This is a genomic window from Paenibacillus sp. UMB7766-LJ446, assembly GCF_030226665.1.
Classification (GTDB): domain Bacteria; phylum Bacillota; class Bacilli; order Paenibacillales; family Paenibacillaceae; genus Paenibacillus; species Paenibacillus vandeheii.
Map to the genome: position 1 here is coordinate 41,937 of NZ_JASOYM010000002.1, position 16,215 is coordinate 58,151.

The 16,215-nt window shown below is 45.2% G+C and carries 18 protein-coding genes and 1 riboswitch; of the genes, 14 read left to right on the forward strand and 4 right to left on the reverse strand.

The window, feature by feature from the left end; genetic code table 11:
• Positions 1-80: 80 nt before the first annotated feature.
• The 3 genes from QP794_RS05175 (at position 81) to QP794_RS05185 (ending at position 3,404) form a co-directional block, all read left to right on the forward strand.
• A complete protein-coding gene (locus QP794_RS05175) occupies positions 81-1,544 on the forward strand; it encodes an ABC transporter substrate-binding protein/permease (RefSeq protein ID WP_079349209.1) in 1,464 nt (487 codons plus the stop codon).
• The gene (locus tag QP794_RS05180) at positions 1,531-2,253 is read left to right on the forward strand and encodes an amino acid ABC transporter ATP-binding protein (protein ID WP_024634013.1); all 723 of its coding nucleotides are present in this window, start codon (positions 1,531-1,533) and stop codon (positions 2,251-2,253) included. The genes QP794_RS05175 and QP794_RS05180 overlap by 14 nt, the downstream gene beginning before the upstream one ends.
• Positions 2,254-2,536: 283 nt before the next feature.
• Positions 2,537-2,733, forward strand: a riboswitch (cyclic di-AMP (ydaO/yuaA leader).
• Between the two features lie 2 nt (positions 2,734-2,735).
• The gene (locus tag QP794_RS05185) at positions 2,736-3,404 is read left to right on the forward strand and encodes a 3D domain-containing protein (RefSeq protein ID WP_094936138.1); all 669 of its coding nucleotides are present in this window, start codon (positions 2,736-2,738) and stop codon (positions 3,402-3,404) included.
• Between the two features lie 175 nt (positions 3,405-3,579).
• Here QP794_RS05185 and QP794_RS05190 read toward each other — a convergent pair whose 3' ends face one another.
• Positions 3,580-4,368 (reverse strand): polysaccharide deacetylase family protein, encoded by a 789-nt coding sequence (locus tag QP794_RS05190; protein WP_094936139.1) that lies wholly within the window; start codon positions 4,366-4,368, stop codon positions 3,580-3,582.
• A gap of 154 nt (positions 4,369-4,522) precedes the next feature.
• Between QP794_RS05190 and lpdD the strand changes: the two genes are divergently transcribed.
• The 5 genes from lpdD (at position 4,523) to QP794_RS05215 (ending at position 7,454) form a co-directional block, all read left to right on the forward strand.
• A complete protein-coding gene (gene lpdD, locus QP794_RS05195) occupies positions 4,523-4,870 on the forward strand; it encodes a prenylated flavin chaperone LpdD (RefSeq protein WP_094936140.1) in 348 nt (115 codons plus the stop codon).
• Between the two features lie 128 nt (positions 4,871-4,998).
• The gene (locus QP794_RS05200; protein WP_285075249.1) at positions 4,999-5,670 is read left to right on the forward strand and encodes a PspA/IM30 family protein; all 672 of its coding nucleotides are present in this window, start codon (positions 4,999-5,001) and stop codon (positions 5,668-5,670) included.
• A 94-nt stretch (positions 5,671-5,764) separates the two neighbouring features.
• Positions 5,765-6,166, forward strand: a complete 402-nt coding sequence (locus QP794_RS05205) for a DUF350 domain-containing protein (protein WP_024634018.1) — start codon at positions 5,765-5,767, stop codon at positions 6,164-6,166.
• 23 nt (positions 6,167-6,189) lie between these two features.
• Positions 6,190-6,696, forward strand: coding sequence for a DUF4178 domain-containing protein (locus QP794_RS05210; protein WP_094936142.1), 507 nt, complete (start codon positions 6,190-6,192; stop codon positions 6,694-6,696).
• An 11-nt stretch (positions 6,697-6,707) separates the two neighbouring features.
• A complete protein-coding gene (locus QP794_RS05215; protein ID WP_024634020.1) occupies positions 6,708-7,454 on the forward strand; it encodes a DUF4247 domain-containing protein in 747 nt (248 codons plus the stop codon).
• Positions 7,455-7,568: 114 nt separating this feature from the next.
• Here the strand turns inward: QP794_RS05215 and QP794_RS05220 are convergent, their stop codons facing one another.
• The gene (locus QP794_RS05220; protein WP_285075250.1) at positions 7,569-7,859 is read right to left on the reverse strand and encodes an HNH endonuclease; all 291 of its coding nucleotides are present in this window, start codon (positions 7,857-7,859) and stop codon (positions 7,569-7,571) included.
• 172 nt (positions 7,860-8,031) lie between these two features.
• Between QP794_RS05220 and QP794_RS05225 the strand changes: the two genes are divergently transcribed.
• Together QP794_RS05225 and mobB are read left to right on the forward strand one after the other, a co-directional pair.
• Entirely contained in the window at positions 8,032-9,300 is a 1,269-nt protein-coding gene (locus tag QP794_RS05225; protein ID WP_285075251.1) for a molybdopterin molybdotransferase MoeA, read from the forward strand.
• A 6-nt stretch (positions 9,301-9,306) separates the two neighbouring features.
• Complete coding sequence (mobB, locus tag QP794_RS05230; protein WP_285075252.1) at positions 9,307-9,849, forward strand: molybdopterin-guanine dinucleotide biosynthesis protein B; 543 nt, start codon at positions 9,307-9,309, stop codon at positions 9,847-9,849.
• Positions 9,850-10,057: 208 nt separating this feature from the next.
• Here mobB and xerS read toward each other — a convergent pair whose 3' ends face one another.
• Positions 10,058-11,149, reverse strand: coding sequence for a tyrosine recombinase XerS (xerS, locus tag QP794_RS05235; protein WP_285075253.1), 1,092 nt, complete (start codon positions 11,147-11,149; stop codon positions 10,058-10,060).
• A 175-nt stretch (positions 11,150-11,324) separates the two neighbouring features.
• Between xerS and QP794_RS05240 the strand changes: the two genes are divergently transcribed.
• Both QP794_RS05240 and QP794_RS05245 read left to right on the forward strand, forming a co-directional pair.
• On the forward strand, positions 11,325-11,813 hold the full coding sequence (locus tag QP794_RS05240) for a GNAT family N-acetyltransferase (protein ID WP_076289151.1): 489 nt from the start codon (positions 11,325-11,327) through the stop codon (positions 11,811-11,813).
• A 151-nt stretch (positions 11,814-11,964) separates the two neighbouring features.
• Positions 11,965-12,858, forward strand: a complete 894-nt coding sequence (locus QP794_RS05245) for an aldo/keto reductase (protein ID WP_285075254.1) — start codon at positions 11,965-11,967, stop codon at positions 12,856-12,858.
• 443 nt (positions 12,859-13,301) lie between these two features.
• Here QP794_RS05245 and QP794_RS05250 read toward each other — a convergent pair whose 3' ends face one another.
• Positions 13,302-14,180, reverse strand: a complete 879-nt coding sequence (locus QP794_RS05250) for an aminoglycoside phosphotransferase family protein (protein WP_285075255.1) — start codon at positions 14,178-14,180, stop codon at positions 13,302-13,304.
• A 371-nt stretch (positions 14,181-14,551) separates the two neighbouring features.
• On the opposite strand from QP794_RS05250, the gene QP794_RS05255 reads away from it, so the two are divergent.
• Both QP794_RS05255 and QP794_RS05260 read left to right on the forward strand, forming a co-directional pair.
• Positions 14,552-14,827, forward strand: a complete 276-nt coding sequence (locus QP794_RS05255; RefSeq protein ID WP_079349196.1) for a phosphopantetheine-binding protein — start codon at positions 14,552-14,554, stop codon at positions 14,825-14,827.
• The gene (locus tag QP794_RS05260; protein ID WP_285075256.1) at positions 14,814-16,205 is read left to right on the forward strand and encodes a hypothetical protein; all 1,392 of its coding nucleotides are present in this window, start codon (positions 14,814-14,816) and stop codon (positions 16,203-16,205) included. The genes QP794_RS05255 and QP794_RS05260 overlap by 14 nt, the downstream gene beginning before the upstream one ends.
• Positions 16,206-16,215 lie beyond the last annotated feature (10 nt).

Here is a 16,215-nt window from a genome sequence, read left to right on the forward strand (position 1 = left end):
CATAATCATGCATTCTACTTTATAATGACTCAGGCATCAACAACAGAAAGCATACAAAGTATTATAAGGGGAGAACAGGGTTGAAATTGATTAGTCGTTACACCATGATGCTGATAGCTCTTGTGGTTTTGCTAACTACGGTTACACCGGTTGCGTCGGCAACGGGAACTACAGGCGACTCAGGCAGTAAAAAGCTGGTGCTCGGTACAAGCGCCGATTTTGCACCATATGAATTCCATAAAGTCATTGATGGTAAAGATCAAATTGTCGGCTTTGATATTTCGATTGCCAAAGAAATTGCTGCCGATCTTGGGGCAGAACTTGTAATAGAGGATATGGGTTTTGACGGACTTCTTCCTGCATTGCAGAGTGGTCGTGTGGATATGGTCATCTCGGGAATGACGCCAACGGATGAGCGTAAAAAAAGCATCGACTTCTCCGATACCTATTATAAATCGAAACAAGTTATCATGATTCGCAATGAGGATAAAGACAAATATTCAACCATGGCCGATCTGGAAAATGAAAAAATTGGAGTCCAAAAAGGTTCCATTCAGGAAACGATTGGTCAGGGAATCCCAGGCGCCAAATTGACAGCACTTGATAAAATATCTGATATCGTACTGCAATTACAGACCAATCGTGTGAATGCTGCGATCGTCGAAGATACAGTAGCTGCCGGCTATCTGGATGATGTTATCGGACTATCTGCTGCGATCCCGGATGAAGAGCAGGTCGAAGCGGCGATCGGGATTCGCAAGGGCAATACGGAATTGCTGAATGCAGTCAACGGAACGCTCGAACGTCTGAAAAACGAAAATAAAATTGATCAGATGGTTACAGAAGCAAGCCAGTTGATGGCAGACAAGGTGAATAAAAGCCAAAACATTTTTGAAGTGTTCTGGCAGTACAAAAGCTTCTATGCGACAGGTGTGGGCTATACGCTCTTACTGTCTGCTCTCGGTGTAATATTCGGGGTCATTATCGGTTTGATCATCTGTCTGTTCCGTCTGCATGACGTCGCAATTCTGCGCTGGCTCGGAACAGCTTACGTTGAGGTTATTCGTGGTACACCAATGCTGGTTCAGTTGATGATTATCTACTATGGACTTGCATTGACACTTGGTATTAATTTTACGCCGCTTCAGGCGGGTATTATTACTCTTTCCATTAACAGTGGTGCCTATCTTGCCGAGATTTTCCGTGCAGGTATACAGGGTGTGGATCGCGGCCAGCTGGAAGCAGCACGTTCCCTGGGGATGGGAAGAGGTGCCGCAATGCGCTTCATCATTCTTCCACAAGCGTTCAAAGCGGTGTTGCCGGCGATCGGTAATGAATTCGTGACAATTATCAAGGAATCCTCCATTATCTCGGTTATCGGTATGGTGGACATTATGTACCAGGCAAGTGTGGTCAAAAACATTACGTACCAAGGAATGAACCCATTCCTGATTGCAGCAGCCATTTACTTTGTGCTGACGTTCATTTTGTCCAAGCTGCTGGGTCGACTGGAAAGGAAGTTGAGTGCAAGTGATAGACGTTAGACAATTACACAAATCATATGGAAGCAACGATGTGCTTAAGGGCATCAACGTAACAATAGGCAAAGGTGAGGTTGTCGTGGTCATCGGTCCGTCCGGATCGGGGAAAAGTACCTTCTTACGTTGTCTGAACCTACTGGAGCAGCCTACTTCCGGGGAGATTGATTTTGAGGGTGTATCGATCACGGGTCCCAAACATAACATTAATGCGACTCGTGAAAAAATGGGGATGGTATTCCAGCATTTCAATCTGTTTCCGCACAAAACGGTGCAGCAGAACATTACGATTGCTCCCATTAAAGTGAAAAAACAGTCTGCACAAGAAGCGGAACAAATCTGTGAAGATTTGCTCAAAACGGTTGGCTTGTCCGACAAAAAAGATGCCTATCCAAACCAGTTGTCCGGTGGACAGAAACAACGGATAGCCATTGCAAGAGCCCTTGCGATGCAGCCGCATGTTATGCTGTTTGATGAACCTACCTCTGCACTGGACCCTGAAATGGTCGGTGAAGTGTTGGATGTCATGAAGCGCCTTGCAGTAGGCGGCATGACCATGGTCATCGTGACTCATGAAATGGGCTTTGCCCGTGAAGTAGGTGACCGCATTCTGTTTATGGATGGCGGGGTTATTGTAGAAGAAGGAACGCCGGATGAAGTGTTTGGTCAACCCAAACATGCACGTACACGTGACTTCCTCGCTAAAGTGCTTTAATACAACCAAATCCTTAAGGATGATGGTCAAGGTGGAATTAAAAATTCGTTCTGCGGATGAGAGTTCATCCGATCTATACATCCCTGTCGACACCAGTCGGCAGGGATGTTTTGTTATGTGAGGATAAGAACAGATTTACATAAAAAGTAACGTTTCTGTCATCAATGATTTAAGTCCAAATAGACAATTTATTGAAAAAAGTCGCTTGAATTCAGCATAAAAGTTGAAGTGAATTAGCCAGATGGTAACATTTACTACGACTCTTGGTTACAAAATTGTGATATATTTGTTCCTGCCGAAACTTCCGGAGGTGGGAGTGTGGGGGATGTAACGATGCAGAGTGTGCTTGGGGAAGAATCATTTGCACACGGCTTGGGGTGAATTAGGGCTACATAAATTATTCATGTAATTGAACCTATAGGGTGGTTTCCTCCATCCGAATCCGACAACTAACTTCGCAGGCATAATGAGGGAGGAAGACCATGATTAACAAGAAACGTATAGCCAAAACAGCAACAGCTTTGCTGACAGCAGCAATGCTCATTCAAGCCGTTCCGGCTCATGCTGATTCAGTTCATGTGGCCAAAGAGGGGGATACCTTCTACACCTTATCCAAACAATATGGAGTTGGACTTAACGCACTTATTAAAGCTAACAATGACATTTCAGCTTACAACATTTATGGGGGTTTGAAAATTACGATCCCTGGTAACACAACGAACACAGCTTCTGCTGCAGCAGCAAAAACAGAGGCCAAAACGGTGACTGCCGCAAGTCTTGACGTAAATTCGGATAGCAAGGTAGTACAGGCCTGGGGAAAAACGTTTGATTACAGCAAAACTGTTGACGTAAAAGCAACAGCATACTCCTCGGATGCTTCCGAAAATGGAGGATGGGGTGCAGTAGATTACTTCGGTAATCCGCTCGAACTGGGCACGATCGCAGTAGACCCTAGTATCATTCCACTGGGTACAAAAGTACTGGTGACGGGTCATACACATCCAGGACTACCTAAACAGGCATTTGTTGCTACAGCCCGTGATGTGGGTGGTGCCATCAAAGGCCATAAAATTGATATCTTTATTCCTGGCAGCAAGCAATCCGTGAACACATTTGGTATTCAGGATGTTGAACTTTACATTTTGAAATAAAATCAAAAGAGTAGCTGCACATGAACATGTGAGACTACAACTGAACCTACATTAAACCGTAAAGGGTGTCCTTCAATCACAATATTGTGATTGAAGGACACCCTTTTGCATATCCGATTTTTGTAGCGCCCAAGCTGCTGGCGCTGCTGGACGCGCTGCGCAGCGAATCTTGACCCTACTTGCCCTTGGGCAGCTCCAACAATTCATCCAAAGTTACGAGCTCATACCCGCGGTTTCGCAGCTCCTCGATGACTTCAGGCAACGCCTCAATAGTACCATTTAATATCGATCCGACCCCGCCTCCTGCATGCTGCAGAACAATGGAACCAGGTTTGACGGCAGACAGGATGTTTTGTTTGACTTCCTCTTTGGAGAGACCCTTCCAGTCCAGGGAATCGACGTTCCAGTTCACAATGCTGTAATGTTGTTTGGCCGCCCATTGCAGCTGCTGCTCGTTAATGTCGCCATAGGGTGGACGAATCATTTTGGGTGTGTAACCTACCAGATTGCGAATAATATCCCCGGTATGTAAGATTTGTTTGCGAAATGCATTCATGGATAGCTTACTGAACTGGGGGTGATTGTAGCTGTGATTGCCAACAATATGCCCTTCCTTCACCATGCGTTTCACCAAATCCGGATGTTTCTCAGCGCGATGTCCCACGATGAAAAAGGTAGCCCGTACCTTGTATTTTTTTAAAATATCCAGCACTTGAGGGGTGAACCGCGGATCAGGTACATCATCAAAAGTCAGTGCGACCTTTTTTGTTGAAGGGCCGTTGGTTTTGAACGTATCCGCATATTTCTGTCTGAGCTGTCCCAGTGTCAGCTGTTCCTCTTCGGAAGAATCAGACTTCGAAGCGGGTTCGGTTTGAGGGCTTGTAGATGCCCATATCTGAGCAGGGGCGTAACTTCCTCCCAGAAGAATGACCATGATGGATATCATTATGAGGCGTATGCGCATGTTAGTGCCTCCTTTTCCCAAATTGCGTTCTCTTTGGTATGCCCGGGGGGATCCGTATTTATGCATGATGTGAGATGTTTCATTGTTGATTCATTAAATTGTAGCCATAATTCCACCATATATATTGCATATAGAAAAGGACAGGTGGAGCAGGATGAATACATACGATTTAAATTCCGTTCGTTTACAGGTGATTGAGGCAGGGGAAGACAAAGTGTTTATGGTAACTGGAGGAAGATCACATATTGGGGCGGTAGCAACATTTTATCCGGACCGGGAACGGGTGAACGGTGCTACGGTGCATATCCCTGGGCATAAAGAACAAGAGCTGTGCGAGAGACTTGCACGTAGGGCTTCCTTGTATTTAAAGGTAACCGTAACTGTGATTATGGGCATTCACTTTGATGCCATTACGCGAATGCAGATTGATGAGATTGTGCAGACTGCAGAGAAGCTGCTGGATGAAGAGCTGTTGAGCCAAACCGGTCCACTGATCCAATAGCTCCAGGTAGGCTAAGTAGCTAAAATCGTTTTTTATGATTTTTTTTGTTAAAATTGAAACGAGTAGAACATTGCCACGTATGTATGATTATATACAAGGATGAACTATCGACTAGGAGGAATACCATAATGTCCATTTTCAAACGATTGCGCGATTTAACGATGTCTAACATTAATTCCATTATTGACAAGGCAGAAGATCCAATCAAGATGACGGATCAATATATCCGGGATATGCAAGAAGATCTAGAAGATGCGGAGAAAGCTGTTGCCGCACAGATTGCCATTGAGAAGAAATTCAAGCAACTGTTCGAAGAACAGGAAGCTCTCGTGAAGAAACGTGAAGAGCAAGCACATACAGCTGCGCGTGCACAGAATATGGATCTGGCCCGTCGGGCACTGGAAGAGAAAAAAGTCGCTGAAGAGAAGATGGCTGAATACAAAACAAGCTATGATCAAAATAAAGCGTCTGCCGATAACCTTCGTGGCAAGCTGGACGAAATGCGCAAACAATTAACGCAAATGAAAAATAAACGCGAAACATTGGTTGCGCGCTACAATGCAGCAAAAGCTCAAACCGAAATCAACAAGGCATTGAACGGATTTGGTTCAGATACTGCTAGTGCCGGCATGAAGCGTATGGAAGAAAAAATGATGCAGATGGAAGCTCAGGCTGAAGCCAGCAATGAAATGTCGTCCAAAGAAAAATCGCTGGATGATGAGTTTGAGAAGCTGGGCAAGGATCAGGCTGTTGAGGATGAACTGGCTGCGTTGATGAAGCAATATGAAAATAAGAACTAAACCTTGTATGTAAGCAGGGCACCAGCGGAGGAGAGACCAGCGTTTCTCCTTCGCTTTTAATTGCGGTTCATGTTGATATGTGGGGGCTATGTAAATGGATTTGAACATTTTGGCAATGCTGGTCTGGACGTTATCGGGTTCGGTTTTGCTGTTTGTCTTGATGTATGTGGATTCGTTGTTCACGAAGTATAAGGATTTTGCCGAAGTGAAGGCGGGCAATATGGCCGTTACGACACGTATGGTAATGAAGCTGTTTGCTCAGGGTTATGTACTTGCGACCTCCATTTCAACAGCGGGTCACCTTGGAGAAGCGTTGTTGGTATCCGTAGTTTCATTTATTATTTTGCTTATTCTGGAGAGTGTGGTTCATTATATGATTCGGAGATGGGCGAACCTGGATCTGGATACGGGAATACAGCAGGGCAAGACAGGTTATGGCTTGTTCTCGGGTGCACTTCATATCGTGGGCGCATTAATTATTGCAGCTTGTTTATAAGATAAAGAACAGGAGTAATGGGCATGAGTGTGTGGAAACGGATTAAAGGAATACTAGCCAAACCTGAACCGCCCCAGGCAGAGAAAACAATGCTTCAGCTGGCACCTGGTGATATCTGTGAGGTTTCGCTGGTTACTTATGAAGTTGTTGGGCGGGTACATCATCGAGCACGGAATGCGGCAGTCCTAACGTTGCAGGATGGTACGGCAATCCGACATTTGCATATAGAAGAAAGGGAAATGACCCGATATGCCCTCTATACACCAATTGATGGTCGTCTTGATGCACCGGATGAGGTTCCTACGTTACTGGATCTGGATGGACGTGCGTATCATCTGGAGGAAGAATACGGAGGAATGGTAACCACTACTGGCAGGACACCCTATGGTCAGGCTGGAGAACAATTAGTATGGCAATATCAGTCTGATGATAACATGCTTTTGCGTGTGGAGTGGCAAGACAGAAGATTTACGCTGTATGAGGGTGAGTCCATTCTTCCTGCGGATATCAAAGTGATTCGTTCGAGCTAGGAGAGGTTCCAATGAAAAAGCGCTTGGCACATGGATTAAAATTAATGCTTGTCCTCAGCCTTGTGATGTCGCTGCTGTCCGCGTGCGGAGCACCTTCCGTTCAGGACACATACCCGCTTGAGTCGGTCAGCGGCAGTGGTAACACGACATCCTATGTGTACCGAGCTGCCGATCGTACCGTTCCAGAGGTCGCTCAGGAATTATCTGAACAGCGGAAGCCGGATCAGATCTCGGCGGAAAATACAGAGCGGATGTTCCTGGTATATCAGGACCAGTATTATCATTTGCAGCAAGACCCGAATAAAGCGGAAGACACCTTGGTTGAGGTGGATTCCAAGGAATATGTTCGGCAGAATTATGATTCGTCCTTTTTGCAAGGGTACTTAACCGCAACATTAATCGGTAGCTTGTTTGATTCTTTTGGGGGCAGCGGGTCTGGTAAGTATCGGGGATACACGAATAAAGACACGTACAAACCGAGTGCAGGTTCCTATCGAACACCGACGAGCAGCGATAAAAAGGTTGCCCCGCCAATTACAGTTGACCGTAAAGGGTCGATTACCCGGCGAGGCAGCGACAAGGATTCGAGCGTAGGCTCCGGTGGCGGATTATTCAGCCGAAATAAGGAGCAAAGCAAAGGCACAATTGATCGCAATAAAAGCAGTGGTGGCCTTGGCGGATTATTTGATTCACCGAAGAGCTCTTATAAAAAGCCCAAAACGAGGGTTGGGGGCGGCCGAATTATGAGGCGTAGGTAGTACTACTCATAAGCGGCGGTCCGCAATATTAATTATTCGCAGAAGAACAGTGAACAGGTAAAGTGGAGCGAGCTCTGCCACTGCAATATTACCTTGGCAGCTGTTCTTTTTGTTTTACGATTTGCGGACATGATGGGACTTTCGCACACAAGGGATGGTTGTAGCCGGTTGTTTGCGAATCCAGCGGATATAAGGAGCGATGCGCTCATCTTGCCTCAGTGCCTGCACGTCAGTTAAACCGTAGGTTATTATATCGCGATTGGTATATAGAGAATGAATTTGTTTGTGGCAAGGGATACAAAGATTAGCCGTAGGCATGTGCGTTCCGCCCATTTCTTTGGGTGTCAAGTGATGGACGGTTGTCTCGACAGGTTCCCTGCCACATAATTCGCATCGTTGGTTCATAAAGGATCAGCTCCTTTTCTCGTACATATTATGGGCTGTCGATTTGACTTTCATGTGGAACGTAATGGGGGAGTACTTGTCACAACCTGGCTTTCGGGCTACACTTTCCTAAAACGATCAAATGTCACAGGGGGTTCGAACACCATTGAAAATAAATTCTCATTCAACTGATATGACAACTGCGAAATTTAACCGTACAGCTATACAAGTCCCGGATGCTCAGGCTAAAGTTGCTGCTCATGTCAGTTCAGGTTCAGTAGAAAAAGTAACACTTGAGCAAGCACATGGTCGAACGCTTGCGGAGTCGATTTTTGCTCCCCATCCTTATCCCTTCTTTCGTCGCTCCGGAATGGATGGCTTCGCAATTCTAAGCTCGGATACGATTGGAGCATCCAGCGAGCAGCAGATTTGGCTTCGTATCATTGATGAAATTCCATGCGGGTATACATCGGATCAACGGATTACATCCGGTACAGCTGCCCGGATTATGACAGGAGCTCAGGTACCGGAAGGTGCAGATGCTGTTGTTATGATGGAAATGACTGAAAGTAAAGAAGAGCAAGGGGAACAATGGATTTCCCTAAAGCGCCATATTCAGCCGGATGCCAACATTACGCCAATTGGATTGGAAGTTGTTGAGGGACAATTGCTGCTTGAAGCAGGAGTGATCATTCAGGCAGGTGAACAATCCGTGCTGGCAACATTCGGTGTAGGCCAAGTGCCTGTATACAAACGACCGAAGGTAGCCATTTTTGCAACAGGTACAGAATTGTTGGAAGTGGACGAGCCGTTGCAGCCAGGACGTATTCGGAACAGTAACAGTTATATGCTTCGTTCTCTGGTAGTTGAAGCGGGGGGCGAACCAGTTATGTATGGTTCAATCGCTGATAATGTGCATACTGCACGTACGAAGCTTGCGGAAGCACTTGAACATAATGATATGGTGGTCACAACAGGCGGAGTATCCGTAGGAGATTATGATATTATGGGAGACCTGGTTCGGGAAGGGAATATGGAGATGCTGTTTAACAAAGTAACCATGCGTCCCGGCAGTGTTACAACGGCTGCTGTGGTCAATGACAAGCTGCTTTTTGCACTTTCGGGCAATCCGGGAGCTTGTTTTGTGGGCTTTGAGTTGTTTGTTCGGCCAACGATTCGTTCGATGCAGGCCGATGCTCATCCATATTTGGAAGAATGGACAGCCATATTGGATGATGACTATACCAAGGTCAACAATTTTACACGATTTGTACGCGGACGGACAGAGATACGTAACGGAATGGTGTATGCTAAACCTTCTGCCTCGCGTGTGGACGAATCCAGTGTCATGATTACCATTAAAGACAGTGATTGCCTGATCGTTGTTCCGCCCGAGAAAAAAGGGATTCCTGCTGGTGAACAGGTTCGAATTCTCAGACTTCCCACGGGTCATGTCAGGTAGGCATATATGACTGAAATAAGCAGCATGCCGTATATCATGCAGATTGTTGGATATAAGAACACAGGCAAAAGCACCTTAATTGCTGCGCTTACCCGGTACCTTACCTCTACTGGACGAAGTGTAGCTGTAATTAAACATGATGGACATAATCATTTTGAGATGGATCACGAAGGAACCGATTCCTATAGCTTTGCTCAGGCAGGGGCCGATGCTGTCGTTGTTATGTCGGAGAAACGCACAGCACTGATTGAACGACGAGCGACTCCACTGGAAGATATGGTGAATTATCTGTCAGCGTACGACTGGATTCTTATTGAGGGATACAAGCAAGCTACTTACCCCAAATTGGTCATGGTCCGTGAAGAGAAAGACCTCTCTCTGGTCGAAATGTTACAGGGTGTAATCGGGATTATCTCATGGCTAACGCATGACAAGATAGAGTACACGGGGCCCAAGGAGAACTGCGTTTGGCATTCTGTTCATGAGACAGAACATGTAGCAAGATGGCTGATCTCGCTTGAACATGATGAAGAGAAAAGAAAATTGTGACGAATGAAATATTTATGTAAACTAAAATGAAAATGAGATGGAATGTAACGAAACAAAACGATAATGCTTACTTTTATTATGCGAATGAATGAAAATAAAGAAGCGATCCTTGCCAGGGCATTTTCCTGGAAGAATCGCTTTTTTAAGTTACCTTGTAAGGAATCCAATCCATGCTTGAGCTGTTAAAGTAAATTAGATTACATTTAGATTACATACCCTCATCAGTGCGACGTTCAATTGCTTCAGACATCGTTTTATCCGTGAGATGCGCGTAAATTTCGGTCGTTTCCGTAGAGGCGTGTCCAAGCTGTTCTTTCGTTTTATAGATATCATTTTGCAAATAATAGTCAGTCGCAAAAGAATGGCGCAATTTATGCACAGTCAGGTACGGCTTGCCGAATTGCTTGGCATACTTCATGATCATAGCCTGTATGGCCCGTTTAGTCATTCGACTTCCCTCGGATTCTCCATTGCGAAGAGCGATAAACAACCCTTTTTCCCTTTTGGGTGTACGGTAACGTGACTGGCGCAGATGGATATAGGTTGCAAGTTCATCCTTGGCTTGTTCTCTAAAATACACGGGCGTTTTAAATGTCTCATCATTATTACCTTTGCGATATACATACAGCAGCTTATTATTCAGATCCAGATCATCTACGTTCAGGTTCACCACTTCAGACACGCGCAGACCCGAATTCAGAATAAGGCTGGCAATGCAGGCATCCCGTTCTTTGTTTAGCTCATGCGAGTAAAGAGCCTGTTTATTCTTTTCCATATCTACGGCATATCCCTCAAGAATATATCCAATAAATTCCAACAGCTCTTCTTCTTCCAGAAGTTTACCCTTTAATTTGGCTGCTGTATCTTTGGGTTTATGAGTACGTTTGATCTCAATCTTCGCCATAATGTTTCGTTTCAGCAGTGGGTAGAAATCTTCATCTTCCGCAATCTGACTTAAATAATGAAAGAGGGAACGAAGGGAAGAAAGCTTGCGGGAAACCGTGATTCTGGAGTTCGCTCCTTCACGCTTGGTGGTCAGAAACAAACGATAAGATGTCACTGATTCCATTCGAAGCACTTCCAGCTCAGTCAATGTTACTTCCTTGTTGGAGCTGGCCACGGATAATCCTTCTGCGCGCAACCAGCCAAAGAAGGCTTCATAATCTCTTAAATATTCAAGCAGAGTGGAAGGAGATAAATCGGGTAATTTATAGTCAATGAATTGCTGAACGAACCAGGGCATGGAAGGTAGTTTGTCATCCAGCTTTCGTCGGTCAATCTCTTTTTGCACATTGGTCAAGTTCGGCACCCCCATGTTAAAATATTTTCTAAAATATGCTATATCTCAGTGTACCATATTTATATCGTAACAGCCTGTTCACGGAACCGGCATAATGCAGATTCATGCTTCCTTGCCCTTGTGGCTGTAAAGCTTTAAAGTATGAATTATAAGTAGAGCAGAGGAGGTGAACCGGATGAATATAAAAATAGAGCTGGTTCCCCGGGAACGCAGTCAGGTGATTCGGCATTTAATGCAATTTTATCTGTATGATTTTACCAAATATTTGAATATTGACGTGGATAGCAATGGTATTTTTCCGGAATATCCTGGATTGGACGCGTTCTGGTCAGAGGAAGACCGCAAGTTCCCTTTTCTGATTACAAGTGATGAGGCGCCAGCTGGGTTTGCATTGGTAGAGCGTTGTGAACCAGGCAGCAAAGATAATGACTATTATTTGACGGAGTTTTTTGTAATGCAGAAATACCGACGTAGTGGAGTGGGTACCCGGGCAGCGTATGAGCTGTTTGAACGGTTTCCGGGAAGGTGGAAAGTAACCCAGGTACGCAACAATGTCATTGCACAGGCATTCTGGCGAAAAATCATAGGGGAATATACGGGAGGCCGTTTTCGCGAGAAATTTCATCCGGAACTGGGGAACCCGAGTCAGTTTTTCGTAACCTGATTCAACCGATCAATCCCGCGTTCGAGGAAATAAGTAAGTTGAAAAAGTGGGTGTAATATCCGGCATAAGGGTAATACATACCGAAGGGGATTTGTACTATATATACTTTCATTATTTGTACCCAATTCACGAAGCTCGGAGGAGATTATCCATGGAACTGCGTAATTACGGAAACACTGGCATGAAAGTAAGTACACTTGGGTTTGGTGGAGCGGAGATCGGCAAGAACGTATCCAAAGCAGATGTAGAAACATTGCTTAATAGTGCGTTGGATGCAGGGTTAAACGTCATTGATACGGCTGAATGCTATGGGGATAGCGAAGAGTTAATCGGAGATGTGCTCTCCCATCGCAGAGACGATTATTATTTATTTACCAAATGTGGACACGCCGCTGGGGTAGAAGGCCCCGATTGGGATGCCAAAGTATTAGAGCAAACGATTGACCGTAGTCTTAGAAGACTAAAAACGGAATACGTTGATGTGATTCACCTTCATAGTTGCTCCGAAGAAGTACTTCGGCAAGGAGCGGTTATTGAAGTGCTGCAGAGAGCCAAGGAAGCTGGGAAAACAAGGTTTATTGGATATAGCGGCGATACGACGGATGCTCTTTATGCGATACAGACAGGCGTGTTTGACAGCTTGGAAACATCGCTGAACATTGCCGATCAGGAAGCTATTGATCTGACGCTGCCTGAGGCGAGAAAGAGAAATATGGGTGTCATTGCCAAACGCCCTATTGCCAATGCGGCATGGACGTATGACTCGCTTCCCGAAGAAGCCTATCCCTTTGTATACTGGAAACGCTTAAGTGAACTTGGCTATGGTTTTCTAAGCGAAGATGCACAAGCAGCAGTTGAAACCGCATTACGTTTTACGCTCAGTACAGACGGTGTAGACACGGCTATTGTGGGTACAGCCAAACCCAACCGCTGGCAGCAAAATGCCGATCTTGTCGCCAAAGGTGCGCTGTCTAAGGAGTTATATGATGAGATCAGGGAACGCTGGAAAGAAATTGCGGGAGCTGATTGGACTGGGCGAACTTAATCCATTTGGTTGGAAAATAGCTTGAGATTTTGTCAAAGTCGCCACGGAGGCGGCTTTTTTCTTTGCAACAACCTTATATTTTCATTATATGAAAAATTCATAACAACAAAATACACTGGTTATGTCCACTTGGAGCGTATTCTTCCTTCAATTTTTTTTCCACGAATGAAGGGAATTTACTTATGTAGCTTCAAATGTCAACTCGTTGTCTTTAAACAATATATTATTATTTCATTATATGAAAAATTCACAATAGAAAAATCAATTTACTCTCCCTGGCTCATACCTGCAATTCCACTACCTCATCTCACCAACACGTTACAACGAACTGCCTTATCCTCGGCTTCATGTCAACACTGATTTGTAGTTAATATTGCAAGGATAAGTACAGAAAGTAAACCAGAGGGGCTCTGCGCCCCGGTGGATTGGTTAGGTTCATAAGCTTAGAGCGATTTATAATCACGAATAATGACCTCTATTACATGCTTTCCCCAGTTCGAGGCTTCCGAGCCTTGTTCATTCCAATCGTAAGAGATGAGTGCTTTCCACAAAGCCCAGCCACGTGCACGATCAACCGTATCCTGGTCAACATTCATACAGCTTAGAAATATCTTGCGAGTTACATCATCAAAAAAGTTCCATGCCATTACCAGATCACTTGAAGGATCGCCCACGCCCATAGTTCCAAAATCAATGACCCCGCAAAGTCGCCCCTTTTGCACGAGCAGATTGCCTACTGCAACATCACCATGCAGCCATAAAGGTGCGGCTTGATATTTCGTTGCAAGGGCAAGCTCCCATATTTCTTTCATGAGCTTAGGATCGTATTGGCTGGATACCTTCTCAATGACGGTCATAGTATCCGTATCGTAAACCGCCAGGTTCCCTCCACGATGAAAGTTTTGAATGCCTGCCGGTATGCCGTGACTTGCATCAATGGCTTCTAATTCTCTCAGAAATCTAGCGAGGTCTTCGGCAAATGCACCTAAATCGAATACGTTGGCAGGCGAGACAGTTTCGCCCTCAATCCATCGGTTGATGGACCATGGAAGGGGGTATTCATTCGAAGGTTCACCTTGTGCAATGGGAGCAGGAATGGGCAAGGACAGGAGAGGCTTGAAAACAGGAAGCCACTTCAGTTCTTTTTCTACAGCAGAAGCGTAACGTTCGTGACTCGGTAAACGAACCGTCATTTCGTCTCCCAATCGATAGGTGCGGTTATCGTGCCCGCTTTTTTCTACGGGGATTATCGCCAAGCCTTTCCATTTTGGAAATTGACGATCAATTAATTGCCGAACCAGTTCAATCGTAATTTCAATCATGTGCTCGCCTCATTTTCTATAAATGGTTGGTGCGTAATCGATAATACATAAATTTCAACCATTTGTCTTGATCGAATCCAAGGGGAAAAATTGTACAAAACGAATGAGAGGACCTGATCCGAGAAAGTTGCCAGAAAATGCTTGAAATCCGCCCCAAATGGCGGTTTTTTAGTTACTAAAAGCCTTGTTGTGAGTGTAATATCACAGGTTTTTATCCCTTGACATAAAATGTCATTATAAAGATAATAATTGTAACTTTGGAAGAGGGAGGAGAAAACAAAGCCGAAATCAGGTTTGATTTGAATGGCATCTGTAAGCGTAATAATTTCGGTTGTACCCTCACACAATTATCACTTTAAAGGAGTGTAGTCATGTACGATCAAATTGTAGATATTTTGTGCGCTATTAAAGAAGACCAACCGGAACTACGCCAATCCCTGTCCCCAGCAACGGAACTGAATAACGATATAGGTCTCGATTCTCTGCAAATGATCCAGTTTATGCTCAAAGTCGAGGATCAATTAAACGTAATTATTGACTATGACGAATTTGATTATGAACACCTCCAATCGATCGACACATTTATGACATTTCTGAAAAGCTGCCAGCCTCAAGAGCAATCATTGTACGAAGATGTCCAGAAGTGAAGCCGGGGTGACTCCAACGATTGTTATGGGGACGTTTGATCCGGAAACGCGATGGAGGGATCTGAATTTAGCGAAGTTACCCGCTATGCCTGATAAGGATCGGGAATCCATTGTTTTATGTATGGACGAGCTTTTATTTCCATTTTGCGGACCAGATGATATTCTCTACAGCCGCTGCAAAATCGATCCAGGGCTGTATGAATATCTGAACGGGTTAGGTTTTTATTTTCGTAGCCGTCATCACTTTGATTTGAGCGATGCGGAGAGGTCCCTACCCGAACCGGACCTTTTCAAGCAGTGTATGTTCAGTCTTGCATTAGACGGTCAACAGCGTGAAGAGATATTAATTCACAACGTAAAACAGCTCTCTCCTTATGCGATTACGGCTGATACGGAGGAGTACCTGCATGCGGCCGGATTGTTGGGTTCTTTGCCGGATCATGAGACGGTTAAACGTGTAAACTCCAAATTCTATTCCAACCGACTCCTCTCCAGGATCGGAGAGAAGTGCTATGGCACGGAAGTGAACAGCGCACTAGAAGTGCAGGCTGTCGGAAATACGCTGCTGAATCGAGGGGCATATTTACTTAAAGATCCATTCGGGGTTTCCGGCAAGGGCAACATGCTCATTGAAAATGAAGCCATGCAACGAAGGATAGCAGAGCACCTGGAAAAGCAGGAGAGAAGAGGATTGCACTCGCAATTCCTGCTGGAACCACTGCTGAGGAAAGAGACTGATTTCAGCTCACACTGGTTCATTCGAGAGAGCGGTGAGACCGATTTCATATCCGTTCAGCGCATGCTGAACCAGCAGCAGAATTACGGCGGGTCTATCAGAGCGGATGAGGCTATGATCCTTTTACTGAGGAACGCGGGTTATTTTGACACGATGGAAAAGGCACTTCGGATATTGTCCGAGGACGGATATCACGGTTTCGTTTGCTTCGACTCCATGATTTTGGAGGGCGGGGATGTCGTACCCATTGTTGAGATTAACGCCCGCAAGTCGATGGGTCTCATTAATGCTTATCTTGATAAAGGTTGGGAAACATACGGCCATACCGGCCTGCTTACATTTCTGTCTCTCGGTCTACCTGAAGGCTTTGCGTTCGGAAGGCTGCTGGACGCTCTGCATATATCTGGTCTTCTATTCACAGGTCAAGGTGCGTACGGAATTGTTCCTCTTTCCTCTAACACCGTAATGGTGAATGATATCCTGACCTCAAGACGTATAACCGAGGGAGTTCAGAGTAAGCGGGGCATGCCAAAGGGACGTCTGTATTTCTCGGTGGTGGGCCGTGATGACGAACATCGCAGTGAGCTGATTGTGAGTCTGAGGCAGGTACTCGCCGACTTATCTATTAAAGTGTACAACTAAATCTGGAATG